Below are 26,472 nucleotides of genomic sequence, written 5' to 3' on the forward strand. Positions count from 1 at the left end.
TGCAAGCAGGAATGGCATGCCAGTAAATCATCCCAAGATCGCGGTTTTGCTGGCTGCCTACAATGGTATGCAGTGGATCGAGGAGCAAGTAGCCTCGATCCTGAATCAGCAGTCTGTCGATGTCACAATTCATATCAGTGTCGACCCGTCTGATGACGGTACCGAGGCCTGGTGCGAAGCGCTTGCCGCTGTCGATAATCGTGTGATTCTGTTGCCACCTGCCGGTCGTTTTGGCGGTGCAGCGCGCAATTTTTTTCGTCTGATTCGTGATGTTGATACGCAAGGCTTCGATGCTGTGGCATTTGCGGATCAGGATGATATCTGGCAGTCCGACAAGCTGTTGCGTGCTACGCAAATTATTGCTGCACGAGGTGTCCACGCCTATTCGAGTAACGTCACTGCGTTCTGGCCAAACGGGAAAACCATTCTGCTCGACAAGAGTCAGCCGCAAGTCTCTTGGGATTATTTATTCGAGGCAGCGGGGCCTGGTTGTACTTACGTGCTGAAGCCAGTTCTTGCGCAGTCACTTCGTCAGCAGGTTCTTGATGATTGGGAGTCAATGCAGCAAGTCAGCCTGCATGACTGGTATTGCTATGCATTTGCTCGTAGTCATGGTTTTGAATGGTTTATCGATCCTTGCTCCAGCATGCTCTACCGCCAGCACGAAAATAATCAGGTGGGCGCTAATACGGGGCTGTCATCTCTGCTTCAGCGTTATGCCACCATTCATGAAGGATGGTGGTTCAAGCAGGTCAGGACTATTGCGCTGCTCGTCGGTGTAGGCAACGAACCATTTGTCCGCAGTTGGTTGAATTTGGGGCGGGGCGATCTACTGGCGCTTTCAGTGCGAGGCTGGCAGTGTCGTCGTCGTCTTCGGGATAAACTTCTGTTCTTTTTCGTGTGCTGCTTGACGGCTGTTGTCGGCAAGAAGACTTGATCGGGCAGGTAGCGGGCGTCGCGATCCGTCGCGCTTGGCTCGAAGCTTAACAACCGGTAATGAAAGTTCTCTATAATCCTCCGCCTTGTAGCCGAGGCGGATGGAGCCGGACGGTCGAGGCGCTTTGAATGATTCTTCAGGCCCTCGGTCGGCGTTTAATTGCAGTGGAGCTTACAGTGTCAAGCCCTTTATCAGCGGATTCCGCTAACTCCCGCCTGGATTTAGACACTGTCGAAGTGCTGGAGAGGGGAAAGACCGTCGCGATTTTGATGTGCTCCTTCAACGGGGAACGGTTCCTTTCCGAGCAATTGGCGTCTATTGAGCAACAGGATCATGCGCAGTGGCGTCTTTTCGTTTCGGATGACGGTTCGACTGACTCTACACTCAATATTGTTGGCGCCTTTCAAGAGCGGCTCGGGCACGAAAAGGTTACGTTGCTTTCCGGTCCTCGATCCGGTTTTGCCAACAATTTCATGTCGCTGACCTGTCGAGAAGAGATTAACGCTGATTTTTATGCTTGGTCGGATCAGGACGATATCTGGGCAGGTGACAAGCTGACGGCAGCATTGACGTGGCTAGGTCAGGTTCCCGTCGACGTTCCCGCACTCTATGCCACTCGCACCACCCTGATTGACGAGGAGGGTGTCACCGTTGGAATTACACCGCTTTATTCGCGCGCTTTCGGATTCTCCAACGCTTTGGTTCAGAACATCGCGGCCGGTAATACGATGGTCTTTAATCGTGCTGCACGTGAAGTGTTAAGGTCCAGCGCGAATTTGAACGTAGTTGCTCATGACTGGTGGGCCTATCTGCTGGTAACGGGGGCCGGTGGAGCATTTTATTTCGATGAGGTCCCACACCTTTTCTATCGTCAGCATGAGGCGAATTCGATTGGTGCCAGTGTTGGGCTCAAATCGACCATCGTACGAATCCAAAAGCTGTTTCAGGGTCGGTTGAGCCGCTGGATCGATCAGAATATCAACAATCTGGAGGCCGTAGAGTTTCTTCTCGCAGAGCAGAATCGAGAGGTGCTGCAGCAATTCAAGGTTGCCCGCAAGCGAAGCCTGCTCGGCCGTCTATTCGGGATTTGGCGCTGCGGCGTCTACCGCCAGACGCTAATGGGTAATCTGGGACTGCTGGTCGCCGTTATATTCAAAGGGGTTTGATCAAGAATGTATCAAGGGATTTTTTTTATGAATAGTTTTGAGGTTGCTGGCTGATGCAGATATTTTCAGCTTCGCCAAGCGTCATGTTTACCAGTGTCTGGCGCAATCGTGCGCTCATCGCTGCGTTGATCAAGAGGGAGGTCATCGGTCGTTATCGGGGCTCCTTCATGGGAATCCTCTGGTCGTTCTTCAACCCTATCGTGATGCTCTCGATCTACACGTTTGTATTCAGTTTCATTTTTAACTCTCGTTGGGCAGGTGCAGGAGATTCAAAATCGGAGTTCGCGTTGATCCTGTTCGCGGGATTGATGGTCTTTAACTTGTTTTCCGAGTGCGTAACTCGCGCCCCCAACTTGATTATTTCCAATGCCAATTACGTAAAAAAAGTGGTTTTTCCTTTGGAAATACTGCCTTGCGTGATCGTCGGCGCATCCCTGTTTCATGCTCTGGTGAGCCTGATAGTCTGGACCTCTGCCTACGGTATTGTGTTCGGTTTGCCGCCGATAACAATGCTCTATCTACCAGTGGTCATCGCACCCTTGTTGTTGATCATTCTCGGTTTGTCCTGGGGGTTGGCTTCTCTCGGTGTTTATATGCGTGACGTTGCCCATTTTATTGGCTTGGTTACAAGTGGGCTTATGTTCCTCGCGCCTATTTTCTATCCCGCCACTGCGGTGCCGGAAGAGTACAGGGGGTTGTTGCAGTTGAATCCTCTGACTGCTGCTGTAGAAAACGTCAGAAGCGTTCTGTTTTTCGGCCAGCAACCGGATTGGCAAGTACTGGGAATTTATTCGGTGGTCGGAATAATAATCGCATGCCTGGGTTTTGCATTTTTCCAGAAGACTAGAAAGGGGTTTGCTGATGTCCTCTGAAATTGCAATCAAGCTGCAGGATGTCAGCAAGTGCTATCACATCTACGACAAGCCACGGGATCGACTGGCGCAAATGTTTGCTGGCCAGCGCAAGCAGTACTATCACGAGTTCTGGGCGCTGCGGAATGTTTCGTTCGATATCAAGCGAGGCGAGACAGTCGGTATTGTCGGGCGCAACGGTAGTGGCAAGTCCACATTGCTGCAGGTTATTTGCGGCACTCTGAACCAGAGTGCCGGTCACGTCCAGACCGTGGGGCGTATTGGTGCTTTGCTTGAGTTGGGATCCGGATTTAACCCCGAGTTCACCGGGCACGAAAACGTTTACATGAACGCCGCGATCCTCGGCTTGAGCCGGTCGGAAGTTGATGAGCGTTATGACGACATTGCAGCCTTTGCCGATATTGGTGAGTTCATTCATCAACCCGTCAAGACTTACTCAAGCGGCATGATCGTTCGCCTGGCGTTTGCCGTCCAGGCCATGGTGGATCCCGATATTCTCATCGTCGACGAAGCCTTGGCAGTGGGGGATGAGCGATTCCAACGCAAATGCTTCGCTCGTCTTGATGAGTTGAAGGCCAAAGGGACTTCGATCCTGTTCGTGTCTCACTCAGGGCCACAAGTTGTCGAGCTATGTGACCGGGCGATATTGATGGAGCGCGGCGAGCGAATCTGTACAGGGTCGCCAATGAGTGTGGTGCGTGCGTATCAAAAATTGATCTATGCCCCTGCGGATGAACAACCTCGATTAATTGAGGAGTTTCGTCAGATCGGCAACGAAACGCTTGCGATTGAGAGCGGAGAGGCCGGAAAAACCGAGGTTGGCGCAGATAAGGCTCCGGAGGATCAATATTTCGATCCCGGGATGGTTCCTGAGTCCACAACGATTTATCCAGAGCAGGGAGCGCGAATCGACGCCTTCGAGATCTTTGACAAGCAAGGTCGACGCTGCAACGTCCTGAAGGCTGGTGGTGACTACAATATTGTCATGACTGGCGAGTTGAAGGAGTCCGTATCCCGAGTCTTCTTTGCAACTCATATTCGAACCGTGTCGGGTGTCGTGATTACCGGTCAGCGCTTTCCTGACGAAGGCAAGTATTTTGAATGCAACGGTACGGATCGGGCGTTCAAGGTCACTTTCAGCTTCAAGATGGTCATGCTGCCGGGCGTATACTTCGTCGGTGGAGGCGTGTGGTCGGAAAGCGAGCCGACCCTGTGCCACAGAATTCTGGATGCACTTATGTTCCGTCTCGTTTCGGATCAAGGTGCAAGATCTTTCGGTTATATGGATGCCTCTAATAATGAGCCAGCACTTGAACTACTCTGACAGCATTCCTGCGGATCAACTCCGGGATATTCACACCTTCCATAAGCTCACTGACGGTATGATCAGCCTGGAAGAGGGATTGGTTCTTTATGCGTTGGCAGGTCAGGTCCAGTCAGGATGCATTGTGGAAGTAGGGTCTTACCGTGGCCGTTCTACTGTCTTCCTCGGCCGAGGCTCCCTTGCGGGGCACAATGCTCCCGTCTATGCCGTCGATCCACACAAGCCTTTCATTGGTGTGCTCGGTGGCGTCTTCGGACCCAAGGATCGTACCGAATTTTACAAAACAATGTTGATCACCGAGTGCAGCGAGATTGTCTCGTTGATCAATATGAGTAGTGAAATGATTGTGCCAAAGTGGAACGAGCCTGTTGGGTTGCTGTGGATTGACGGCGATCATAGTTATGAAGGTGTGAAGCGCGATTTCGAGTGCTGGTTGCCACATGTCGCAGAAGGCGCATGCATTGCTTTTGATGATGCCTCTGACCCAGAGTTGGGGCCACGTATTCTAATCAACGAGCTACTCGCAACGCAGATGTACGAAGAGTGCATCAACGTTGGCAAGGTTTCCGTTCTTAAGAAAAAACAATAAGCCTGAGAGGACGGTAATGACGAGCAATGACGACCAGCGTTTATTGGATTTTTTTACATGGAACAGCTGTGTTTCACAGGAACGGAAATTATTCTACGTAGCAACACCGAAGGTGGCGTGTACATCTCTGAAATGGTGGTTCGCTGAGCTGGAAGGTGTTGCCGAGGCCATTCGGAACCTTAAAACCAGTTCCGAGACTGATCCTGAGCTTGTCATTCATGACTCGATGCGCATCGCTGCCCCGCAACTTTGCCTGCAGTCACCGGAGCAATTGCAGGAAATCAAAAATGGCGATTTTTTTAGCTTTGCTTTGGTACGGAACCCGTACAAGCGGCTTTTTTCTGCTTGGCAGTCAAAGATATTATTGCGTGAGCCGTATCAGATTGAGCCGTATCTAGGGCAGGCATTTGTTGAGTACCCAGTCGAAACAATGACTGATGTGGCAGCAGCGTTTGAGTGCTTTCTGGAGTACTTGAATACCTTTGAAGCCGATGATTTCAAGGATTGGCACTGGGCGCCACAATACGACCTGCTCAAACCTCAATTGTTTCCCTATACCGTTGTGTCGAAAATTGAAGACACCTCCGAGTTAAATGACGCATTACGGGCTCATTTAGGGGGGGCGTATGTCAATCCCTTCACCACTTCAAGAGCTAACGAGAGTCTGATCCCTTATTTGCCGGAATTTATCAGCGCCAGGTCAAAAGCGCTAATTGAGCGGCTTTATGCGAAAGACTTTGAGGTGTATGGCTACTCGCTTGATTTGCCACCAGCCAAAGAACAGTTCTCTCAAGAGCACCTGACTTTGGCGCTCAAAGGTATAGAACTCCTGCGAGGGCGGCATTTACGCATCAGCGAAATGCGGCAGCATTTCAGTGCCAGATTTTCTACGCTGTTGAAGGACAAGGACTGGCTGGCTGAACAGCGTGAGGTCTGGATGTCCCTATGCAAGGAAAAGGAAGCAGAGCTGGTAGATCTTCAGGGCTACTGCGCCGCGGGAGCCCAGACTCTCGATGCGACTCGCGCCGAACTTGAGCAGTTGAAGTCCGAGCTCACGCAATCCAATGCTGCTCTAGCACATTCGAACGCCGAACTTCAGCGATCGAATGCGGAACTGGCAAGACTAAATGCCGAAGGGGTGCGGTTGGAGACCGAGCTCGCCAGACATAGTGCTGAGGGGGCTCAACTGGGTGCTGAGCTTGCACGGGTTACTGATAAAACGTCACGGTTGGAGGCCGACCTCGCGGAGTCCGAGTGGAAGGTAGGACAGCTGAAGGTCGAACTAGTGCAAACAACTTCCGATCTGGTTCAACTGAAGTCGAGCTTGGCACAGGCCAATTCGGGGTTGGCACAATCGAATTCGGAGCTTGCACAATTGAAGGCCGAGCTTGCGCATTCGACCAACGAACTCGCTCAATCCGGTAGCGAACTGGCGCAGTCCAATTCAGAACTGGCTAAGTCTAATTCCGAGCTTTCACGTTCAAATAGCGATTTGGCTCTAGCTAATAATCAGCTGGAGTGGTCAAGAGCCGAGCTGGAAAAGATAAAGCAGAATGTTGCGTCACTGATTTCTGAGCGTGACGCGTTTGCCCTTAAGCATAAGCGATACCTTGCGGTGCATCATTTTGTCGAAGCTGGTCTTGTTAACCGGTTGCGCAAAGCCGGACGGCTGGTTAAACGGCGCAAAGGAGAGTAAAGGTGGCAAAGGTTTCGGTTGTACTCACCTCGTATAATCACGAAAAATTTATTGGCCAGGCGATCGAGTCTGTTCTCAATCAGACGTTCACCGATTGGGAACTGATTATTGTTGATGATGTTTCGCCAGATGGCTCTTGGGGTGTTATCGAAAGTTATAATGATCCCCGAATCATAAAGATTCAAAACGACAGGACTCGTCGATATATTTACAATATTAACCGGGCTGTCGAGTCGCAGAGTACAGGTGAATATATCGCTATTCATCACTCGGACGACGCTTGGGAAGTCGATAAGCTGGAAAAGCAAGTAGCCGTTCTGGATGCGAATCCGGGCGTAGGCGCAGTGTTCTCTCACGTTCAATGTATTGATGAGAATAACCGTCCGCTCGTCGTTGAATGGTTCAATCAGCCGAACAAACCGCGTACGGCGTGGTTACGCTCTTTGTTCTTCAACGAAAATCAGTTGTGCCATCCAAGTGCCTTGGTCAGACGCACTGCCTATGAACAGGCCGGCTTGTACAGAAGCGCCAATGCGCAGACGGACGACGCGGAAATGTGGACGCGGCTACTGATGATCGCCGATATCCACGTCGTTCAGGAGCGCTTGACATTACACCGGATTTTCTCGGACCAATCCAACGAGAGTGGTGAGCGACCTGACAGGCGCGCACGGATGTGGTTGGAGTGGTACTTGCAGAAAAAGCACTATATCGGAATGCCGCTAGCCGACATTCTTGAAGCGTTTCCTGAGAGTGAAAGATGGGTAACGCCACAAGGTGCCAATAGCGGTTACCTGTTGGCAATGTTCGCAATTCAGATTGGTGGTTGCCCAGGCACCCGACTGTTCGGTGTTGAGCTTCTCTATCAATTGATGAACAGTTCAGAAGAGCGGGCGGAAATTGAAGCTATTCACGGCTTCACTTATCTGGATTTTATTGCTCTCACGGGCCAGGAAGACTTTTTTAACCCTGCTGCGGTAGAGCCGGTAGCACCGAAGCCAATTGCTATCAGTCCATTGCGCCGTCTAGCTGGGAAGGTAGTACGCAAGCTCCGTGTGTTATAGCTGGAAGGTCTAATCGGTTATCGGTCCAGCTTTGAATCGTCTTGGGCTTCGAATCCTATCTTCGAAGCTTGAGCGGAGCGTTGCTTTATCGAGTGTAGTGTTCTGTGATGATGAGGGTGCGAGTGAAGGTCGATCTGAAGATATTGAGCGGTGTCCTTTTTTTCAGCTTGATTGCCATAGGCGTTCTATCATTCGTGCGCTGGACGGGAGTGGGCAGGGTGGCGGATTTACCAGTGTCGGCAGTCGCGCCGGTGGTTCTTCCGCAAGGCCTCGATGTGATGGTAACGAGTGCTGAAATCACATTGGAAGTAAAAGCCTGTGACATCGATAAGCTCGGGGATGAGTTCTTCCTGCACACCTATCCTGCGGATGTTTCCAGTGCAGGTCCTGAAGGGTTCATAAACCAACAGTTCAACTTGAAGGCCTTGAAGCCGATCGAATACAAGGATCAGGCAGGCCTCAGGTCTTGCCGTTATCGCGTAGAGCTTTCACCTGGCGCAAATACACGTGTTGCCTTGGGCCAGTTCAGGGCGCCGGAAGGGCGTTGCTGTGAAATTCTGTGGAATAAAGAAGTGAAGCTTGATGAATAACCTTTCAACAACAGACACTGCTTCCAATGTCCACCGCTCATTTGGTCTTGACGTGTGTCGAACCATTGCCTGCCTGCTCGTTGTGTTTGGGCATATGCTGGGGCATTCGACCCCTCATCCGGTACTGGCTGGTTTTTCGTTTCTTGCGACGTTCGGCGTGGACTTGTTTTTCTGCCTGAGTGGCTTCTTGATCGGCAGGATCCTGATGAAAGAAGCAGCACACTGGCGAGAGCAAAAGATTGCCGGAGTTACAGGGTTCTGGTACCGGCGGTGGATGAGGACATTGCCGCTCTATATTTTTTTCTTTTTTGTCTCGCTGAGATTTGACTGGGCGGGTGCGACAACCTTTGTTGAGCAGTTTCACTATCTGGTATTTGCTCAGAACTTCGCCTGGAATATGACGGATTTCTACCGCCTGTCTTGGAGTCTGGCGGTCGAAGAGTGGTTTTATTACACTTTTCCACTGGTCATGTTGTTGATCATCGGCTTGGGGGCCGGAATAAAACGTGCAGCTGTGATCGGGATCATGGTGTTTTTGCTTGTACCGTTCCTTGCCCGTATCGGATTGCCGATTCAATCGGTCCGATATGACGATGCGCGATATGTTGTTCTGTATCGATTGGATGCAATCGGTTTCGGAGTGTTGATTGCCTATCTCTATACTTGGCACCGGCCCGTTTTTCAAAGTCTTTCCAGCTTTTGGTATGTGCCATTTGTATTGGCTGTCACCCTGATCGTATTGACTCGCCAAGGGCTTCCCTGGACAGCAGGGAGCAAGTTTGAGCAGTCATTGTTTTTCACCTGCTCAGCAATATTTTTTGCGGCGTTAATTCCCGCGTTTTTCAATTTGCGCGCATCGCGTTTCGATTTGATAAATCGGTTTGTCAGATATACCAGTCTGATTTCCTATTCGATTTATCTTGGTCATATTTTTGCTTTCATATTGGTGATAAATGTTCTAAATCGATATGGATTGCATGAGCGTATTTATACTAATCCCTGGTTGGTCTACCCGATTTTCATTTCGTGTGTATATGCGCTTGCTCATCTGAGCTATACCTTTATTGAAAAGCCATTCCTGAAACTTCGTGATGTCGATAGTTTTTCAAAACTCAAATTTTTAAAAGATTTTCAGCGCTTCGGCGCAGGGAAGTAAGTTATTTTATGTCAAACACCGCGCATCTTGATTCCTCTCTTGTTTCCGGTCCTGATGGAATGGTCAGCCGTTATCAATTGGATACTGAAAAATCTGCTCTTCATAAAGATCAAGTCCTTGTGGTCAGTTGTTCGAGCGTCGGTCTTACGGATCTCTCCAGTCTTTACCGGTCGCTCCTTGGCCAGACATTTCAAGCGTGGAAGTGGTTGATTTGTTGCGACGGGAGCGAGGAGTCGCGAGTAACTGCAGCATTTCTTCAGTCAGTGGCCGCAGATGAGCGTGTGCAGGTTCGTGACCATGCAGGGCTTTCTGTCACGAATGACATTTGGTTGCACCCTGAATATGTCGTGTTGGCTGATCCGGCTACGGAGCTCGAGCCGACATTTATTGAGAAGGGAATCTGGTGTCTTGAGTCGAATCCCGAATTTGCCTTTTGCAATACCTTTGGGAGTATTCCGGGAGCGGAGGGCGGAGCGGGACGACAGAATTTGAGTGAGGGCAAATATTATCTTGATAACCCTCATGCCAAAGTCAGAGTTATTGTTATTCGCAAGTCGGTCATTTTGAATGTGACTGAAGGCCTCGCGCCCATGGCCGACGGTCGGGAACTCACTTCACTGCTCGTTCGTCTAGCGGATGCCGGCTATTGGGGGTTCACTATCCCAGAAGTTCTGCAAATGTGTCGTAACGTACCGTTGCATCAAGGCGTTGATGCTCCCCGTACCATGCCACTCAAGCCTGTTCCGAGTCCCCAGCGACGTTATCCATCTGCTTACGAAACATTGCCAGAGGGTGTTGCCTTCAATAATTCTTTGAAACGCAATGCGCACGGCAGAAGAGTCATGTTTCTACTGCCCTGGATGGTTGAAGGTGGGGCTGACCGAGTCAATATTGATCTGATACAAGGACTTGTTACGGGTGGTGCCGATGTGACTGTCTGTGCCACGCTTGATGCTGATCATCGTTGGCAGGATCGGTTTGCAGAACTGACTTCGGATATTTTCATTCTGCCGAATATTCTTTCGCTGTCTGACTTTCCGCGTTTCTTGCTGTACCTCATAGCCTCCAGGCAAATCGACACGGTGCTGGTTGCCGGAAGCACACTGGGTTACCAGCTTCTTCCTTATTTGCGTACTGAAGCACCAAAGACAACGTTTGTGGATTTATGCCACACCGAGGAAATGCACTGGCTCAATGGTGGGCATCCGCGATTTGGCGTGGGCTATCAGGACGCGCTGGACATGAACGTGGTGAGTACTCGTCATTTGTCCGAATGGATGGCTGAGCGTAACGCAGACCCCGCGAAGATCCGAGTCATGTACACGGGGATCAAATCGCATCCGGTTTCGCTCTCTCAAGCCCAGAGAGCTGAGATGCAGCGGGGTTTCGGTCTGGACGAGCATGCGCTGACTATCATTTTTGCAGGTCGCATGTGCAATCAGAAGCGCCCTCTGAAATTGGCCGAGATTCTTCATGCCTTGAAGCAGGCCGGTGTCCGCTTCAATGCGCTGATCATCGGGGAAGGCGAATTGCGTCCGGCGTTCGAGGATTTGATCAGGCAATTCGATTTGGGCGCCGATGTTCATGTGGTCGGCGCGAAACCACATGCCGAGTGGCTTTCACTATTGGCGATTTCCGATGTGTTGCTGATGCCGTCGGAATATGAGGGGATTTCGGTCGCGCTGCTCGAGTCGATGGCAGCGGGCGTTGTACCTGTTGTTGCAGATGTAGGCGGACAGGATGAGTTGGTGGGGGAGGAGACAGGGTATCTGATTCCTCACGGTGAGGATGAGGTCAATCGCTATGTTGGTGTGTTGCAGACACTTTCGATCGATGCGCCAATGCGCGAGCGTAAGGCGCAAGCGTGTCAGCAGTTGATCGAGGCGCACTATACCGCCGCAGCCACTAACCGTCAGTGGCTACAGATTCTGGATGAGGCTCAAGCCAACAGGGCGTCTTCATCTCAACCGTTCTTGCCTGCTGGTCTGGCACGGGAACTGGCAACGACAGCTTTGGAAAATCGGCGTGTAACGTCCTATCTGGACTATCTCTATTCCACACATTGCCTTACAAACGAAGCTAAAACAGAAGTTCCAACGAGCGGTGGAATTTTGCGATTACTCTTCGCGGAAGTTCGGAAGTACCCATGGGCTAAATATATGCTGGAAAAGCCGTTGATAAAAAAGATGATGAGAAAGTTGAAGGTGCTGGTTTCTTGACGCTCTTTGGTTTTTGTGTTACTTTTTTTGTCATTTTTTGATGAATTGTCGTCAATTATTTTGTCATGGCTTCGATGTAAGTCGAGAGTTTTTATGAAGATTACAGTGTTTGGCGGTGGCGGTTTTATTGGGTCGACTATTGTTGATCGATTGTTGTTGGATGGCCATTCAATTCGAGTTTTTGAAAGACCTCGCGTGGTTGAGTATCGCAAGTTTTTACCTCATGAATGTGTCGAATGGATGACAGGTGATTTGTCATCGACCAGCGATATCAATAAAGCTGTAGATGGCGCGGATGCTGTTTTTCACCTGGTTTCCACGACGCTGCCAAAAAGCTCGAATGAAGATCCGGTTTATGATGTGCAAAGCAATGTGGTCGCAAGCTTGCAGCTGCTTAATGCAATGGTTGCGCACAACGTTGGCCGGATTGTGTTCATTTCTTCCGGAGGTACGGTATATGGTGCCCCGAAATACCTCCCTATTGATGAAAAGCATCCCACAGATCCAGAAGTTTCCTATGGCATAACCAAGCTGACCATCGAGAAATATCTGCAGATGTATAACCATCTCTATGGCATAAAGCCCGTCGTACTGCGGGTTGCCAATCCTTACGGTGAGCGTCAGCGCGTGGAAACCGCACAGGGAGCGGTGGGAGTGTTCATCCATAATGTATTGAAAGGGTTGCCAATCGAGGTTTGGGGGGATGGTAGCGTCGAGCGCGACTTCCTTCACGTCAGTGATGTGGCAGAGGCGTTCGCCAAGGCTGCTACCTATTCGGGTAGCGCCAGTGTCTTCAATATCAGCTCTGGTGTGGGCACCAGTCTAAATAGCCTGATGTCGATGATTGAAGAAGTCAGTGGTGCGCCGGTTGCCAGAAACTACAAGCCAGGACGCCCTTTTGACGTCCCTGTCAGCGTTTTGAGCAACGATCTGGCACGCGAGGAGTTGGGATGGGAGCCCAAAGTTTCGATGAAGGAAGGGATAGTTAGAACCTTTGAGTGGGCCAAGAACGAACAGCAGAAGTGAGGGTGGTCGGGTGAGTTGCCGTCTGCTCGCTGATAGCGTTGGTTGCAAATGAAGGTACTTCTCACAGTCCATCAGTTCTTCCCTGAGTTTTCTGCGGGAACTGAGGTTTTGACGCTGTCCGTCGCGCGTGCATTAAAATCTCTCGGGCATGAAGTTCGAATCTTTACAGGCTATCCGGCCAATGAGGCGCTCGCAGATAACGAACGCTTTGATCAATATCAGTACGACTCGATTCTGGTTGATCGCTTTCAGCATGCTTATTTGCCCATGGCGGATCAGACTTCAAAAATCGAGATCGGTTATGACAATCATTTGGCTGCTGATTTTTTCCAGGACTTGCTGGAGGAATTCAGGCCGGATATTGTGCATTTTTTCCATCTCAATCGTCTCGGCACCGGCTTGATCGAAAAAGCGGTCGCTGCCGGTGTTCCAGCCTATTACACCCCCACCGACTTCTGGAGTATCTGTCCTACTGGACAATTACTACGTTGCGGGGGGCGAGCATGTGCCGGCCCCAGCAAGGAAGCGGGGAATTGTGTCGTGCATTTTGCCGCCAGTCAGCTTCCCGACCGGATCGGGCGGCTTCTGACGACCGTTCCGGATGTTATCAGCGATATGCTGGTACGAATTGTTCGGTCGTCCGGGATGCCTTCCGTATCGCTGCTGGATGAAGTACGAGCGCTGAATGGTCGGCTAGATCGCAATGTCCGTCGATTGAATCTTCTGCAGGGAATTATCGCGCCCAACCCCATGATCGAGTCACTATTGACGCGCAATGGTGTGCGTCCAGACATCGTGGTGAGATCTTCCTACGGCATCAATCTGGAAAGACCGGTAGTCGTTCGGGATCGAGCGCTGAAAGATCGCCCCTTGGTATTGGGGTTTATTGGTACTCTCGCGCCGCACAAGGGTTGCCATGTGCTTTTGAAGGCGTTGCGCCATTTTTCTCCCTGCGATGTCCAGTTGAAAATTTATGGCAAGCAAACAGACTTTCCTGACTATGTAGCCCGGTTGCATCGCTTGGCTGATGGTAATGAAGGTATTACGTTTTGCGGCACATTTTCCAATGAAGATATATTCAATGTGCTGGGTGAGTTGGACTCGCTGGTCGTGCCATCTGTTTGGAATGAAAACACCCCGTTGGTCGTTTACTCGGCGCAGGCTGCCGGCTGTCCGGTTGTGGCTTCCAATGTGCCGGGAATAGCCGATGCAGTCACACATAATGTCGACGGGCTACTGTATGAGCCAGGCAGTGTGGAGGCGCTTGAAGCAGCTCTGAAACGTTTGGTCTCTGAGCAGGGTTTATTGGCGAATTTATCTTCCAGTTCCACTCGTCCAAAATCTGTTTCTGTTTATGTGGATGAGTTATTGCAGGTATGGAAATCATCCATTTAGCAACGTCAGCTATTGTTTTCGTGCGGAGGTTTTCCTTGGCGCGAGCAGTGGCTGGGTCTATTCTTCACGCTTAATTCTGAGCTTGGATTCAAGGCAGGCAGATCCAAGTTTTCTGTTGGCCTTGAAGATTCAGATTCAGTCAATGTGGATATAACAGCGGTGTGGTTTCGATGACGGAAAATCTTGTCGCTCATCAGATGGTCGTTGATCGTGAGCAGCGTAGTGCTCTTAAGCAGCAGCGACCAGTGGTTCTCTGGTTTACCGGGCTCAGTGGTGCTGGTAAATCGACGATAGCCAATGCTTTGGAGCAGGCGTTGCTTGAGCATAATCGTCACACGTATTTGCTGGACGGGGACAACATGCGTCTTGGTCTTTGCAATGATCTTGGGTTCAATGATGATGATCGTACGGAAAATATCCGTCGAATCGCTGAAGTTGCCAAGTTGTTCGTTGATGCAGGTCTTATCGTAGTCAGTGCTTTCATATCGCCTTTTCGCCTTGATCGAGCTCTGGCTCGGAAGGTGATTGGTGATGAGTTCTTCGTTGAGGTCTATATCAGTACGCCGTTGCTTGAGTGTGAACGCAGGGATCCCAAGGGGCTCTATGGCAAGGCTCGCTCAGGAATGATAAAAAACTTCACTGGTATCGACTCATCATACGAACCGCCGCTGACCCCGGATATCACCATCAACACCCTTGATGATGATGTGCCCACTTCTGTCGCGAAAATCATGGACTATCTGGTGGGGCGGATCGAACCTTGAAGACTCTGATCATCATTGGTGCGGGCTTTAGTGGGGCGGTTACCGCCGTTCAATTACTGCAAGCCTCCAAGGCCGGTACGCGCGTTTTGTTGCTCAACCGCTCTGGTGAGATGGCTCGCGGACTCGCCTACGGAACCAATAGCTCCCGGCATTTGCTGAATGTGCCGGCAGGTAATATGTCAGCGCTGGTTGATCAGCCAGATCATTTTCTGCGTTTTTGCGAAACGCGTTTGCCGGGTACTTCGTCGTCATCTTTTGTGCCTCGCAAGCTCTATGGCGAATACCTCTCGGGATTACTGGCGACTGCCGAGCGCAATTGTCCTGATGGCGTCAGTTTCGAACGAATCACTACAGAAGCGCACAGTATCGAAGAGCAGGATGGTAAGGCGCGAGTGCGCATTGCAGATGGCCAGGAAATAATTGCAGATCATGTAATTCTTGCATTCGGAAACTTTTCGCCGTTTAACCCAGTGATTACGTCCACCGCCCGAGATACGGGTCGTTATGTTGCGGACCCTTGGTCGGGAGACATTGAGGTACCGATCGACCCGAAGGCACCGGTTCTGTTGCTGGGCGCAGGGCTTACTGCGCTGGATGTCGCATTGACTCTGGATCAGCAAGGGCATAGCGGACTGGTCTACATGCTCTCAAGGCGAGGCGTGCTACCGTTACCACATCGCTCTTCACGACATGTGAGTTTCGCCTCGGGAGATGTGGCTCAAGCACTTCTTGATTCTCCCCCAACTGTGCTGAGCTACTTGCGTCAAATGCGCTCATTGGTTCGCGCCGCTGCCAAAGATGATATTGATTGGCGTGACATCATCGCGGCTGTGCGGCCGATTACCGCGCAGTTATGGGCGCGCTTGAACCCAGTGGAGCGGCAACGTTTCCTTCGCCATTTGCAAGTGTACTGGGATGCTCATCGCCACCGCGTTGCTCCTGCCTCATATTCCGCTTTTTCGGCGCAGATCGAGCAGGGTCGGCTTAAGCCAATGGCGGGTAGAATCAATAACATTGAAGCGTTATCCGACGGTTTGCGGATTCATGTCGGAGGGCGGGGGGGCGTGGCGATTGATCCCGTACAAGTGTCGCACATCATAAATTGTACGGGGCCGAATTCGAATCTTGCTCGGGTCGATGATCGTTTAATTGTTCAGTTGCTTCAAGCAGGCCTGATTCAAATGGATAACCTCGGTCTGGGCATCTGTGTGGATGAGTCGCTTTCTGTTCTGGATCGGCACGGCGTTCCAGTAAGTTGGCTGACTTATGTTGGCCCAATGCTCAAGGCGCAATACTGGGAAGCCACTGCTGTTCCAGAACTCAGGAAATATGCGCGAGACCTGGCCGTACGAGTGGCCACAAAAGTCAGTTAAGGCCATTCGATCCGATAGGGGGCGCGGGGTTGTCTGGTATTGCCAGGTTTGTGTCCCCAATCCCACATGCACGGCTCTGTTACTTATATGGCGAGCCAGCAATGGTTTGGGATGCTTGGTGGTAAATAGTCATGATGCATGTATCAAACATTCAATGCTTTTTCAACGAGCCTGATGAATGAAAGTTGAAACAGTATTAGTAACCGGTGGCTCAGGATTTCTCGGAGGGGGCTTGCTTCGGCATTTAGCCCTTTGTGGCCGGTATTCTTTGGTTGCCGCGTTGCGTAGAGAGTGTAACGAGCTTCCTCAATCCATTCGGCGTTTCATGTATGCGGATTTGGCCGCTTATGTCGATTGGCAAAATGCGTTAAATCACGTTGATGTTGTGGTTCATTCGGCTGCGCGGGTTCATGTCATGGCTGAGTCTGCTGCTGACCCTGTGGCGGAGTTTCGGCGGGTGAATGTCGAGGCTACATTGAACCTTGCCCGGCAGGCGGCGGAAGCCGGTGTGAAGCGCTTCATTTATCTCAGTTCAATCAAGGTGAATGGCGAGTTTACCCAGCCCGGTTGTGCATTCGCCGCAGACGATGCACCGGATCCGGTTGACCCTTATGGTATCTCTAAGCTTGAGGCAGAGCTTGCACTGAAGGATCTCGCCCTTGCTACCGGGATGGAAGTTGTGATCATTCGCCCCGTGCTGGTTTATGGGGTGGGTGTAAAAGCCAATTTCCTGAATATGATCCGCTGGTTGCAGCGTGGAGTGCCTTTGCCGTTTGGTGCAGTAAATAATAAGCGTAGTCTGGTCAGCCTCGAAAACCTGATTGATTTTATAGTTACGTGTATCGAACACCCTGCGGCGGCGAATCAGACATTTCTAGTCAGCGACGGGCATGACGTTTCCACAACCGAGTTGTTGCGCAGCCTGGCAAAGGCTATGAATAGCCCGACGATATTGTTGCCGCTGCCGGTTAGCCTAATGAGTGTTGTGGCCAAACTCTTAGGAAAAGGTGCCGTCGCACAGCGTATCTTTGGTTCGCTGGAAGTGGATATCACTAAAAATCAGCGTGTGTTGGGTTGGGTTCCGCCGGTAAGTTTTCGCAGCGCAATCGACTCTACAGTGAAACCATTTCTGGATGTTCGAAAAAAATGAATTACTGGTGGCTTATTCCGGTTTCAGCGGTCCTTTCTTTTGCTCTAACAGCTTTTCTGCGTCGATATGCCTTATCGCGCAGCTTGATCGATATACCCAATCAACGCAGTTCGCATTCGATTCCAACTCCCCGCGGTGGAGGCGTCGCCATTGTTTTAACACTTGTCTGTGCTCTGTGCGTTCTATTCTATTTGGGATTGATGACACAGGATGCTTTCATTGCATTGGTTGGCGCTGGTGGCATTACCGCTATTATCGGTTTTCTGGATGACCATGGTCACGTTGCCGCTCGATGGCGTCTTTTGGCTCATTTTTTTGCCGCAGCCTGGGCGATTTATTGGGTAGGCGGTCTGGCGCCGCTGGAGGTTGGGGGGGGAAGTATCCAATTAGGCTGGTTAGGCCATTTTCTGGCGCTTGTTTATCTTGTCTGGATGCTTAACCTTTACAACTTCATGGATGGCATTGATGGTATCGCCGGCGTTGAAGCAGTGACCACTTGTGGCGGTATGGTTTTAATTTACTGGCTTGGTGGATTTGCAGAGTTGGCATGGCCGCCGGGGTTGCTAGCGGTGTGTTCTGCAGGTTTTCTGTGTTGGAACTTTCCTCCTGCGAAAATTTTCATGGGGGATGCTGGCAGCGGATTTCTCGGTGTCGTAATCGGGGTGCTGTCGCTTCAAGCTGCGTGGGCTGATCCAGGATTGCTCTGGGGGTGGCTGATCCTGCTTGGTGTGTTCATAGTGGATGCAACATTCACGTTGATGCGTCGCTTGTTACGAGGCGAAAAAATTTACGAGGCGCATCGTAGTCACGCCTATCAGTTTGCATCCAGACAGATGGGCAAGCATTTACCCGTCACCGCTGTGGTCGGACTGATCAATCTGCTTTGGCTGCTGCCGATTGCGTTTTGTGTGGTCTGTTTCAAACTGGATGGCGCTTTGGCGCTGCTGGTAGCTTATCTGCCGCTTATCTGGCTCGCCGTCAAATATAGGGCCGGTGAGCTTGAAAAAAATTAGGTGCTGATGGCCGTTTTCTGGGAGGAGCGCCATGGCACGTCCATGGCGGCTCATCCTCCCGAGGTTGTGTGTCTAAAAGTATCAGAATAGTTTCCAAAATGTGTATCATGCACGTACGCAGGGAGCATCCCCCCGACCTGTTGACGACTAGATCGAAGTTGGCATCCAGCACGCTTCGATTGCCTGGAAAATTGTTCATGAGGATTGTGTTGGACAGCTCCAACCGCTGAACAATGTAATCTTAGGGCACTCGTCGTTCATGAAAACTGCCCCAATTAGAAGGAATAGATTTTGGCTCGCAATAGCTTTTTCCCCAAGCTGTTCAGACTATTTACTGAGCGCTCAGAGAACCTGAAGAGCTCCGAAGCTTCCCTGAAGCAGGTGCGCAAGCCAGAAATTTCCGCTCCATCAGTTAGCGTTGAGGCAAACCTGGCAGAGCAGCTTCCTCCCATTTCGAAAGTTATTGAGTCTGTTGAAGTTCAGGAGCCACGGGCGAAGTCCAATGCGAAAAATTTGGTTTCGCTGCCAAAAAACTTTGATCCGGTGCTCTATCTGAAGCTCAACCCTGATCTAGGTACCGCCATTGATCCTGTCGCTCATTATTTGAATCACGGTCATCAGGAAAGCTGGCGCATTGTAACCCTGCCTGAAATCAAACTGTCCAATACCCGCGCATTCGATCCTGCGCGGGAAACCGTTATGGTTGTCAGTCACGAAGCGTCGCGCTCGGGGGCGCCGATACTTGCACTCAACTTGGTAGAGCGCTTATCCAGTCATTATAATGTCGTCGCTCTTTTGCTTGGGCATGGAGCGCTGCTAGATGCTTTTGAGGAAGCTGCCATCGCAACAATGGCAAGCCCGCGACTGAAAAATAATGTGCCCTATACAGCTTTTGCTATCGAGCAACTGTGCAGCCAGTTCAGCTTCAAATTTGCGCTGGTCAACAGCATGGAGTGCCGCGTGGTTCTGGAACCACTGGCTCGGCATTTTGTACCTGCCATTCCATTGATTCATGAGTTTGCCTCTGCTTATCCTAATTCGAGTTCGGTGTTCGCTGATGCCAGACTGTGGTCTGCCGATCAGGTTTTCTCGGCAGACATTACCTGGGAGAGCGCGCAGGACTCATGTCCCGACCTGGAGTCCATGATTGCGCATATTATTCCTCAAGGGCGCTGTGTCTTGCCCGGGCAAGTGGTCAGTGAAGAGGCGTTGACAAGAGAGTCGGAATACTTGCGTGGGCGGATCCGTCAGGTGAGTGACATCGACAGGAAATTCGTGGTTCTGGGCGCGGGTTACGTAAACTTCCGTAAAGGTGCCGACCTCTTCATTCAATGCGCTATCAAGACGATGCTTACACCAGGTGGCGATAAATTTCGATTTGTTTGGATCGGTAAGGGTTACAACCCCGATGTAGAAGATGGTTACTCGGTTTACCTTGCAGATCAGATCAAAAGATCCGGATTACAAGATAACTTTGTCATGCTGGACGAGACCTCTGCAATTGAAACGGCTTATGAAGAAGCCGATCTGCTGTTTATTTCATCTCGACTTGATCCGTTGCCGAACGTCGCTATTGATGCCTTCGACGCGCGATTGCCAGTGCTCTGCTTCGACAAGGCTACCGGTATTTCCGACTTCCTTTCCTCTTGTGGATTGCGCGAGTCGTGCATTGCTGATTACCTTGATGTCGATAGCGCCGTTCAAAAAATATTCGCACTGGCAAACTCCCGCGAGTTGTATGAGCAGGCGGTCAATAAGAGTCACGATGCCTCTAAAGTTTACTTTGACATGGATAAATACGTCGCAGCACTTGAGGTCGTCGGAATTAACGCCGCCGAACGTGCAGGCCAAGAAAGACGCGACGTTCAAACCATTATTGGCTCTGGCTTGTTCAAAGCCGATGAACAGGACATACGTCGTTATGTCCGGGCATGGGCAAGCGGTATTAATCCACCGGCACCGCCTTTGGATTTCAACCCAGCTGTTTATGCCGCTGAACATGGAGTGCAAATTCCAGGAAGCGATCCATTTGCAGATTACATTCGCATGGGGTGCCCGCAGGGGGCGTGGAACAAAAGCGAATAAGTATATCCGTACGTATGATAATCGCTGGTCGCATTGCTCATTGCGGCTGGCAACCTGAAAGGGGAGGGGGAGGAATCTTCGATGCGCTCCCCCCCTTGCAGATGCACCAGTCGGCTGTATCTTTCAGGTGACTTCCCTTTTTGTGTCTAACGACTTTTCCATCAGAATATTGGATTGATTCGACAGACTCTTGCTGTAAGAAAGCTTCAACTTCCTTCTACAAGTTAGCAGTCTCCCTAAAGGTTCGTGCTATCTCTGATTTCGCGCGATAACTTTTCAGCAAGTCTTTATCAGATTCCGCAGAAAGCAATATTATCAATATGGTCGTTTTGGCTTCCGGTTCGGCATCTAACGTGCGTATCACCTGAGTTTTAAATTCCGACAGGTTTGACCAGAGCAACTTTGCAAATTGTATTGTTGTCAATTGTCCAGAGTTGAAACGCGAATGCGTAGTCGACGACGGCGACCATGCGGGGGAGTGATGGCCTTCTGATGCATTGTGTCAGCAGAAAACAATGCTGTAAGGCCATTGGGATGTGGTGTTTGCGCCGAAGGTGAATTCGCTTTCAGGCAGCTAATTATTCAGATGATGGCTCATGCATTGAGGTTACAATGCTGGTCGTCGACTGGTTAAGGAGGGAGCCAAGTGCTCGCACGGGTGAATGGATAAGGTACGGACCGTTTTGCTGGGGTTACCTCGGAAGCAGAAACGTCTGCTGCAGGTGGGGACCGATATCGTTCTGGTATGGGTTGCCCTTTGGTTGGCATTCATCGTGCGTCTGGGTATCGATGACATGTATAACCCTTTCAAAGCTCATATCTGGCTTTTCGCCTGTGCCCCCGTCATCGCCATTCCACTGTTTATCCGCTTTGGAATGTATCGGGCAGTCATGCGTTATTTCGGCAATGATGCCCTGATAGCGATAGTCAAGGCCGTCAGTCTTTCCTCGCTTATCTTGGCCGTAGTCGTTTACTGGTATAGCAATCACGAAACAGTGGTACCTCGATCAATCATTTTCAACTATTGGTGGTTGAGCATGATAATTATAGGTGGACTGCGATTGTGTATGCGCCAGTTTTTCATGGGTGACTGGTTCACGGCCGCCCAACACGTACCTTTTACCAGCCGCGATGATGGTTTGACCAAGGTTGCCATCTATGGTGCCGGTGTAGCCGGCAATCAACTTGTAGCGGCTCTGCGCATGGGGCGCGTGATGCGTCCGGTGGCCTTCATTGATGATGATCCCGGTATTTCCGATCGTTCTATATCTGGGCTGCAAGTCTATAAGCCTAAGCATATACAACAGATGATTGATGTAACCGGTGCCCAGGAGATACTGCTGGCGTTGCCGTCTTCGACACGCGCCAGACGTCGTGAAATTCTCAATCTGCTTGAAGGTTTTCCGCTTCACGTCCGCAGCGTTCCCAATTTCACCGATCTGGCCAGTGGTCGCGTAAGGGTGGAAGACATTCAGGAGGTGGACATTGCAGATTTGCTTGGACGCGACTCCGTACCGGCCCAAACAGATCTGCTGGCACGTTGCATTACCGGCAAGGTGGTAATGGTCACGGGTGCTGGGGGGTCGATCGGTTCCGAGCTGTGCCGGCAGATATTCTCGTTGGGACCTACCAGCCTGGTGCTGTACGAGCACAGCGAGTTCAACCTGTATAGCATTGTTTCGGAGTTGGAACAGCGAGGATGTAGAGAGGCGGTTCCCGTTCGACTATTGCCAATCCTTGGTTCCATTCGCTATCAGGACAAGCTGCTGGATACCATGAAAACCTGGAAAGTCGACACGGTTTATCATGCTGCCGCCTACAAGCATGTGCCGATGGTCGAGCACAATATTGCAGAGGGTGTTCTCAACAATGTGATCGGGACTCTCAATACTGCACAGGCTGCACTGCAATCAGGAGTATCGAATTTCGTCCTCATCTCTACGGATAAAGCGGTGCGGCCAACGAATGTTATGGGCAGTACCAAACGTCTTGCAGAGTTGACGCTACAGGCACTTAGTCGTGAAACCGCACCAGTATTATTTGGAGACAGTGCCAATGTCTCCCGAGTAAATAAAACCCGTTTCACCATGGTGCGCTTCGGCAACGTGCTGGGCTCGTCGGGGTCGGTTATCCCTCTGTTTCACAGCCAGATCAAAACAGGCGGTCCGCTGACAGTCACCCATCCCAAGATTACCCGCTATTTCATGACGATCCCCGAGGCCGCGCAGTTGGTGATTCAGGCCGGATCCATGGGGCAAGGCGGTGACGTGTTTGTCCTGGATATGGGGGAGCCTGTAAAAATCGTCGAGCTTGCCGAGAAAATGATTCATCTGTCCGGTTTGAGCATACGATCAGAGCGTAATCCGCAGGGTGACATTTCCATCGAGTTCACCGGTCTGCGGCCGGGAGAAAAACTCTACGAGGAGCTGCTGATCGGCGATAACGTGGCGGCTACTCAGCACCCGATGATCATGACGGCTAATGAAGATCACCTGTCTTGGGATGTACTCAAGGGGCGCCTGCACGAATTACTCGTCGCAGTCGAAAAGGATGATTACTCACGAGTGCGTCAGTTGCTGCGCGAAACTGTCAGCGGCTACACCCCGGACGGCGAAATCGTCGACTGGATCTACCAGCAGCGTCGCCTCGAACCCTGATTGTTTCACATCCTGTAATAGACGCATTTTTGACACCTGCCAACCATCGCCTAAGTTTGGAGAGCAGCTTCGGAAAAGCTGCTTTCTCAATCGATGATGGAGCGTCATTTATGCGTAACGGTTTTTTCTACTCTCTGGTTTTTGCTTTGCTCACCAGTGCTTCAATCGCTGTAGTCGCGGCACCTGCCGTCGTCCCGAACACGGATAATGCAACGATGGTGAGCGATAACGTGACATTGCCGTCGAGTGAAAAGGTCGATCTCAACGGTGCCGACGCAGCCACTCTGCAAAAACAATTGGCCGGAGTTGGCGAGACAAAGGCCAAAGCGATTGTTGCGTATCGTGATGCTAATGGGCCATTCGCCTCGGTGGATGAGTTGCTGGAAGTGAAGGGCATCGGCAAGGCGATCCTCGATCGCAACCGCGACAAGCTGGAAGTGAACTAAGCTGATTATTCAACGCCAAGGGGCCGGTCATTGACCGGCCTTTCTGCTTTCTGGTGGCAGAGATGCAACAGAGGGAGCGCCGTCGCGTCTGTCGGAGAGCTGAAAATTATGGGTATCATATTGTCTTTAGATTATGCCTATAATAATTTCCGTCACCTCCAGGCAAGTGAGCGTTGGAGGCCTATCTCCCAATATGTTTCAGGAGCGCTCTCATGAGTTCAGTCCAGTCTCAAGGTACGGCCGTCGTCACTGGCGCATCGTCCGGTATCGGTGCCATCTACGCGCAGCGGCTGGCAGCGCGTGGTTTTGATTTGCTGTTGGTGGCACGAGATCAACAGCGTCTTGACAGCGCTGCGGGCGAGTTGCGCGAAGCGCACGGTGTAAAGGTCGAAGTGCTCAAAGCCGACCTGACGCAAAAGGACGATGTCCTCAAACTCCAGCAACGCCTGCGCAGTGATTCAGGCATCACGCTGTTGGTGAACAACGCCGGGGTCGCAGCCGATGGCTTACTGGCCAACTCCGATGCCGAGCAACTGGAGCGTCTGATCCAGTTGAACGTCACCGCCGTAACGTTGCTGGCCTCGGCAGCCGCCGCCAGTTTCGCCAAGGCCGGACGTGGCACGATCATCAACATCGCCTCGGTGGTGGCGCTGTTTCCGGAGCGCTTCAATGCCACCTACAGCGCGAGTAAAGCTTACGTGTTGAGCCTGACTCAATCGCTCAACGCCGAGCTCGAAGGCACTGGCGTGAAGGTGCAAGCGGTGCTGCCCGGGGTTACCCGCACTGAAATCTGGGAACGCTCGGGCATCGACGCCAGCGGTATTCCGGCGGAGATGGTGATGGAAGCTGGCGAGATGGTCGATGCGGCGCTGGCCGGTCTGGATCAGGGCGAGTTGATTACCATCCCGTCGCTGCCGGATGAGGGTGAATGGCAGGCCTTCGTGCGCGCGCGGCATGTCATGGCACCGAACCTGTCGCGCAGCTCTGCGGCCCAACGCTACAAGCATTGATCAGAGGTAACTGTGGTATGAGTGAAGGTCGAATTGTTGTCACCGGTATGGGCTTGGTTTCGCCTTTGGGCAGTGACGTCGAGAGGGTCTGGCAACGCTTGCTCGCCGGGCGCTCGGGTTTGCGCAATTTGCCGGACGCGGTGAGCGCAGATCTGCCGACCCGGGTCGCCGGGATGGTGCCCATGGCGGCGGAAGACGTCGAGGCCGGTTTCGATCCGGACCTTGCCACGCCACCCAAGGAACAGAAGAAGATGGATCGCTTCATCCTGTTCGCCATGGAAGCGGCACGCCAGGCCCTGCTTCAGGCAGGATGGCAGCCGTCCGAAGCCAAGGATCAGGAGCGCACCGCAACGATCATCGGCTCCGGTGTTGGCGGGTTCGGTGCAATAGCTGACGCTGTACGCACTACGGACAGTCGTGGTCCGCGTCGTCTGTCGCCGTTCATCATCCCATCGTTTCTGGTCAATCTGGCGGCCGGACATGTGTCGATCCAGCACGCTTTGAAAGGCCCGCTCGGCGCACCGGTGACTGCTTGTGCTGCCGGGGTGCAGGCGATTGGCGATGCTGCGCGGATGATTCGTGCCGGTGAAGCGGACATCGCGGTTTGTGGCGGAGCGGAAGCCTGTATTGATCGGGTCAGTCTGGCCGGTTTTGCCGCGGCGCGGGCGCTGTCCAGTGGTTACAACGACACCCCCGAACGAGCCTCACGACCGTTTGATAGCGGTCGCGATGGTTTCGTGATGGGCGAGGGGGCCGGGCTGCTAGTGATCGAATCGCTGGAGCATGCGCTGGCACGCGGTGCGCAGCCGTTGGCTGAGCTGGTCGGTTATGGCACCACTGCCGACGCCTATCACCTCACTGCCGGACCGGAAGATGGCAGCGGTGCACGACGGGCGATGCAGTTGGCGTTGGCTCAGGCGGGTGTTGCGCCGGAGCAGGTGCAGCATCTCAATGCGCATGCGACCTCAACGCCGGTGGGCGATCTTGGTGAGTTGGCAGCGATCAAGGCGCTGTTCGGTACGGAGAATAAAATCGCCGTGACTTCGACCAAATCCGCCACCGGGCATTTGCTCGGCGCTGCCGGCGGACTGGAAGCGATCTTCACCCTGTTGGCCATCCGCGATCAGGTCGTCCCGCCGACGCTCAACTTCGAAAATCCGGATCCGGCGAGTGCGGGTGTAGACATCGTTCATGGTCAGGCACGGTCGATGCCGATCGAGTATGCCCTGTCCAACGGTTTCGGTTTCGGCGGGGTAAACGCCAGTGTGCTGTTCAAGCGTTGGCAGGCTTAGTCCTGCGATTGCTTGAGGTGATCGCGCGTGACGTCGAGGATGCGCTGGGCAAGCTCGGCGTCAGCGACACTGCGTGACAGCAAGAGCGCGCCGACCAGTGTCGACATGATGACGATGGCCCGGTCGGCGCCGTTGTCGCCCTCAAGGGTGCCTTCGATTTGACTCAGTCGAGCATTGAGTACCGCATCACTGGTCGGGCTCGGCTGGCCGCGCAGACCCAGCTCTGAAGAAATGGTCAGCAGCGGGCAGCCTTCGTGCGGGGAGGTCTGATGCCATTCGGAAAGATACGTGTCGATAAATGCCTGCAGCGGCTGTTCCTGAGCAAAGATCTCGGCGCACAGGCCATCGACTTGAGCGCTCGCCTCCTGCAAGGCTTTTTCGACCAGTTCGTCCTTGGATTTGAAGTGCGAATAAAAGCCGCCGTGGGTCAGCCCCAGTGCTTTCATCAAAGGTTGCAAGCCGGTAGCACCGATGCCGTCTTTGCGAAATCGCGCCGAGGCTTCCTTGATGATCCGCTGATGGGTTTGAGCTTTATGATCTTGCGAGTAACGCATGTGGAACTCTCCGCAACAAGACCACCATCTTAACCAAGGTAAATGAAATGGTGACTGTACTTCTACTTCTTAAAAGCGTGCGGCTGAGTCCAAC

General features: G+C 51.9%; 22 protein-coding genes. 21 read left to right on the forward strand and 1 reads right to left on the reverse strand.

From position 1 onward, the window contains the following. The first annotated feature begins 16 nt into the window (after window positions 1-16). The 21 genes from OC71_RS12675 to fabF all read left to right on the forward strand — a co-directional run bounded on the left by OC71_RS12675 (window position 17) and on the right by fabF (window position 25,824). Window positions 17-937: a glycosyltransferase gene (locus OC71_RS12675; RefSeq protein WP_041069398.1), complete on the forward strand. Its 921-nt coding sequence runs from the start codon at window positions 17-19 to the stop codon at window positions 935-937. Between the two features lie 128 nt (window positions 938-1,065). Then, a complete protein-coding gene (locus OC71_RS12680) occupies window positions 1,066-2,103 on the forward strand; it encodes a glycosyltransferase family 2 protein (protein ID WP_256198922.1) in 1,038 nt (345 codons plus the stop codon). Window positions 2,104-2,156: 53 nt separating this feature from the next. Then, entirely contained in the window at window positions 2,157-2,975 is an 819-nt protein-coding gene (locus OC71_RS12685; protein WP_041069402.1) for an ABC transporter permease, read from the forward strand. Continuing rightward, window positions 2,965-4,299 carry an ABC transporter ATP-binding protein gene (locus OC71_RS12690; RefSeq protein ID WP_041069405.1) on the forward strand — a complete coding sequence of 445 codons (1,335 nt, stop codon included), beginning with the start codon at window positions 2,965-2,967 and terminating at the stop codon, window positions 4,297-4,299. Before OC71_RS12685 ends, OC71_RS12690 begins: the two co-directional genes overlap by 11 nt. Beyond that, window positions 4,274-4,888 (forward strand): class I SAM-dependent methyltransferase, encoded by a 615-nt coding sequence (locus OC71_RS12695; RefSeq protein ID WP_041069407.1) that lies wholly within the window; start codon window positions 4,274-4,276, stop codon window positions 4,886-4,888. Before OC71_RS12690 ends, OC71_RS12695 begins: the two co-directional genes overlap by 26 nt. A gap of 16 nt (window positions 4,889-4,904) precedes the next feature. Then, window positions 4,905-6,584, forward strand: coding sequence for a sulfotransferase family 2 domain-containing protein (locus tag OC71_RS12700; protein WP_052510596.1), 1,680 nt, complete (start codon window positions 4,905-4,907; stop codon window positions 6,582-6,584). 2 nt (window positions 6,585-6,586) lie between these two features. Beyond that, window positions 6,587-7,648, forward strand: coding sequence for a glycosyltransferase (locus tag OC71_RS12705; protein WP_041069410.1), 1,062 nt, complete (start codon window positions 6,587-6,589; stop codon window positions 7,646-7,648). Window positions 7,649-7,770: 122 nt separating this feature from the next. Continuing rightward, a complete protein-coding gene (locus OC71_RS12710; RefSeq protein ID WP_254616416.1) occupies window positions 7,771-8,238 on the forward strand; it encodes a hypothetical protein in 468 nt (155 codons plus the stop codon). Beyond that, the gene (locus OC71_RS12715) at window positions 8,231-9,394 is read left to right on the forward strand and encodes an acyltransferase (RefSeq protein WP_084234187.1); all 1,164 of its coding nucleotides are present in this window, start codon (window positions 8,231-8,233) and stop codon (window positions 9,392-9,394) included. The genes OC71_RS12710 and OC71_RS12715 overlap by 8 nt, the downstream gene beginning before the upstream one ends. A gap of 8 nt (window positions 9,395-9,402) precedes the next feature. Further along, window positions 9,403-11,613 carry a glycosyltransferase gene (locus OC71_RS12720; protein WP_254616415.1) on the forward strand — a complete coding sequence of 737 codons (2,211 nt, stop codon included), beginning with the start codon at window positions 9,403-9,405 and terminating at the stop codon, window positions 11,611-11,613. A 93-nt stretch (window positions 11,614-11,706) separates the two neighbouring features. Next, a complete protein-coding gene (locus OC71_RS12725) occupies window positions 11,707-12,639 on the forward strand; it encodes an NAD-dependent epimerase/dehydratase family protein (RefSeq protein ID WP_041069413.1) in 933 nt (310 codons plus the stop codon). A 48-nt stretch (window positions 12,640-12,687) separates the two neighbouring features. Further along, entirely contained in the window at window positions 12,688-14,034 is a 1,347-nt protein-coding gene (locus OC71_RS12730; protein ID WP_041069416.1) for a glycosyltransferase, read from the forward strand. A 170-nt stretch (window positions 14,035-14,204) separates the two neighbouring features. After that, on the forward strand, window positions 14,205-14,798 hold the full coding sequence (gene cysC / locus OC71_RS12735) for an adenylyl-sulfate kinase (protein ID WP_041069419.1): 594 nt from the start codon (window positions 14,205-14,207) through the stop codon (window positions 14,796-14,798). Beyond that, window positions 14,795-16,171, forward strand: coding sequence for an FAD/NAD(P)-binding protein (locus OC71_RS12740; protein WP_041069422.1), 1,377 nt, complete (start codon window positions 14,795-14,797; stop codon window positions 16,169-16,171). Before cysC ends, OC71_RS12740 begins: the two co-directional genes overlap by 4 nt. Before the next feature lie 178 nt (window positions 16,172-16,349). Beyond that, window positions 16,350-17,321, forward strand: coding sequence for an SDR family oxidoreductase (locus OC71_RS12745; protein ID WP_041069425.1), 972 nt, complete (start codon window positions 16,350-16,352; stop codon window positions 17,319-17,321). Then, window positions 17,318-18,334: a glycosyltransferase family 4 protein gene (locus OC71_RS12750; protein WP_041069428.1), complete on the forward strand. Its 1,017-nt coding sequence runs from the start codon at window positions 17,318-17,320 to the stop codon at window positions 18,332-18,334. Before OC71_RS12745 ends, OC71_RS12750 begins: the two co-directional genes overlap by 4 nt. Before the next feature lie 291 nt (window positions 18,335-18,625). Next, the gene (locus tag OC71_RS12755; protein WP_254616414.1) at window positions 18,626-20,419 is read left to right on the forward strand and encodes a glycosyltransferase; all 1,794 of its coding nucleotides are present in this window, start codon (window positions 18,626-18,628) and stop codon (window positions 20,417-20,419) included. A 662-nt stretch (window positions 20,420-21,081) separates the two neighbouring features. After that, a complete protein-coding gene (locus OC71_RS12760; protein ID WP_041069431.1) occupies window positions 21,082-23,076 on the forward strand; it encodes a nucleoside-diphosphate sugar epimerase/dehydratase in 1,995 nt (664 codons plus the stop codon). 110 nt (window positions 23,077-23,186) lie between these two features. Next, entirely contained in the window at window positions 23,187-23,522 is a 336-nt protein-coding gene (locus tag OC71_RS12765; protein ID WP_041069434.1) for a helix-hairpin-helix domain-containing protein, read from the forward strand. A gap of 212 nt (window positions 23,523-23,734) precedes the next feature. Next, window positions 23,735-24,532 carry an SDR family oxidoreductase gene (locus OC71_RS12770; protein WP_041069437.1) on the forward strand — a complete coding sequence of 266 codons (798 nt, stop codon included), beginning with the start codon at window positions 23,735-23,737 and terminating at the stop codon, window positions 24,530-24,532. Window positions 24,533-24,549: 17 nt separating this feature from the next. After that, window positions 24,550-25,824, forward strand: coding sequence for a beta-ketoacyl-ACP synthase II (fabF, locus tag OC71_RS12775; protein WP_041069440.1), 1,275 nt, complete (start codon window positions 24,550-24,552; stop codon window positions 25,822-25,824). Here the strand turns inward: fabF and OC71_RS12780 are convergent. Beyond that, window positions 25,821-26,378, reverse strand: a complete 558-nt coding sequence (locus OC71_RS12780; RefSeq protein WP_041069442.1) for a TetR/AcrR family transcriptional regulator — start codon at window positions 26,376-26,378, stop codon at window positions 25,821-25,823. The two genes, fabF and OC71_RS12780, sit on opposite strands and share 4 nt — an antisense overlap. Window positions 26,379-26,472: the final 94 nt, after the last annotated feature.

Origin of the sequence: Pseudomonas sp. W15Feb9B (assembly GCF_000828175.1) — a bacterium.
Taxonomy (GTDB): domain Bacteria; phylum Pseudomonadota; class Gammaproteobacteria; order Pseudomonadales; family Pseudomonadaceae; genus Aquipseudomonas; species Aquipseudomonas parakoreensis.

Coding starts and splice junctions, on each gene's coding strand:
- OC71_RS12675 (WP_041069398.1), top strand. CDS start 17: ATGCCAGTAAATCATCCCAAGATCGCGGTTTTGCTGGCTGCCTACAAT.
- OC71_RS12725 (WP_041069413.1), top strand. CDS start 11,707: ATGAAGATTACAGTGTTTGGCGGTGGCGGTTTTATTGGGTCGACTATT.
- OC71_RS12720 (WP_254616415.1), top strand. CDS start 9,403: ATGTCAAACACCGCGCATCTTGATTCCTCTCTTGTTTCCGGTCCTGAT.
- OC71_RS12715 (WP_084234187.1), top strand. CDS start 8,231: ATGAATAACCTTTCAACAACAGACACTGCTTCCAATGTCCACCGCTCA.
- OC71_RS12780 (WP_041069442.1), bottom strand. CDS start 26,378: ATGCGTTACTCGCAAGATCATAAAGCTCAAACCCATCAGCGGATCATC.
- OC71_RS12760 (WP_041069431.1), top strand. CDS start 21,082: ATGGATAAGGTACGGACCGTTTTGCTGGGGTTACCTCGGAAGCAGAAA.
- OC71_RS12700 (WP_052510596.1), top strand. CDS start 4,905: ATGACGAGCAATGACGACCAGCGTTTATTGGATTTTTTTACATGGAAC.
- OC71_RS12750 (WP_041069428.1), top strand. CDS start 17,318: ATGAATTACTGGTGGCTTATTCCGGTTTCAGCGGTCCTTTCTTTTGCT.
- OC71_RS12765 (WP_041069434.1), top strand. CDS start 23,187: ATGCGTAACGGTTTTTTCTACTCTCTGGTTTTTGCTTTGCTCACCAGT.
- OC71_RS12745 (WP_041069425.1), top strand. CDS start 16,350: ATGAAAGTTGAAACAGTATTAGTAACCGGTGGCTCAGGATTTCTCGGA.
- cysC (WP_041069419.1), top strand. CDS start 14,205: ATGACGGAAAATCTTGTCGCTCATCAGATGGTCGTTGATCGTGAGCAG.
- OC71_RS12730 (WP_041069416.1), top strand. CDS start 12,688: ATGAAGGTACTTCTCACAGTCCATCAGTTCTTCCCTGAGTTTTCTGCG.
- OC71_RS12680 (WP_256198922.1), top strand. CDS start 1,066: ATGATTCTTCAGGCCCTCGGTCGGCGTTTAATTGCAGTGGAGCTTACA.
- OC71_RS12770 (WP_041069437.1), top strand. CDS start 23,735: ATGAGTTCAGTCCAGTCTCAAGGTACGGCCGTCGTCACTGGCGCATCG.
- OC71_RS12690 (WP_041069405.1), top strand. CDS start 2,965: ATGTCCTCTGAAATTGCAATCAAGCTGCAGGATGTCAGCAAGTGCTAT.
- fabF (WP_041069440.1), top strand. CDS start 24,550: ATGAGTGAAGGTCGAATTGTTGTCACCGGTATGGGCTTGGTTTCGCCT.
- OC71_RS12695 (WP_041069407.1), top strand. CDS start 4,274: ATGAGCCAGCACTTGAACTACTCTGACAGCATTCCTGCGGATCAACTC.
- OC71_RS12685 (WP_041069402.1), top strand. CDS start 2,157: ATGCAGATATTTTCAGCTTCGCCAAGCGTCATGTTTACCAGTGTCTGG.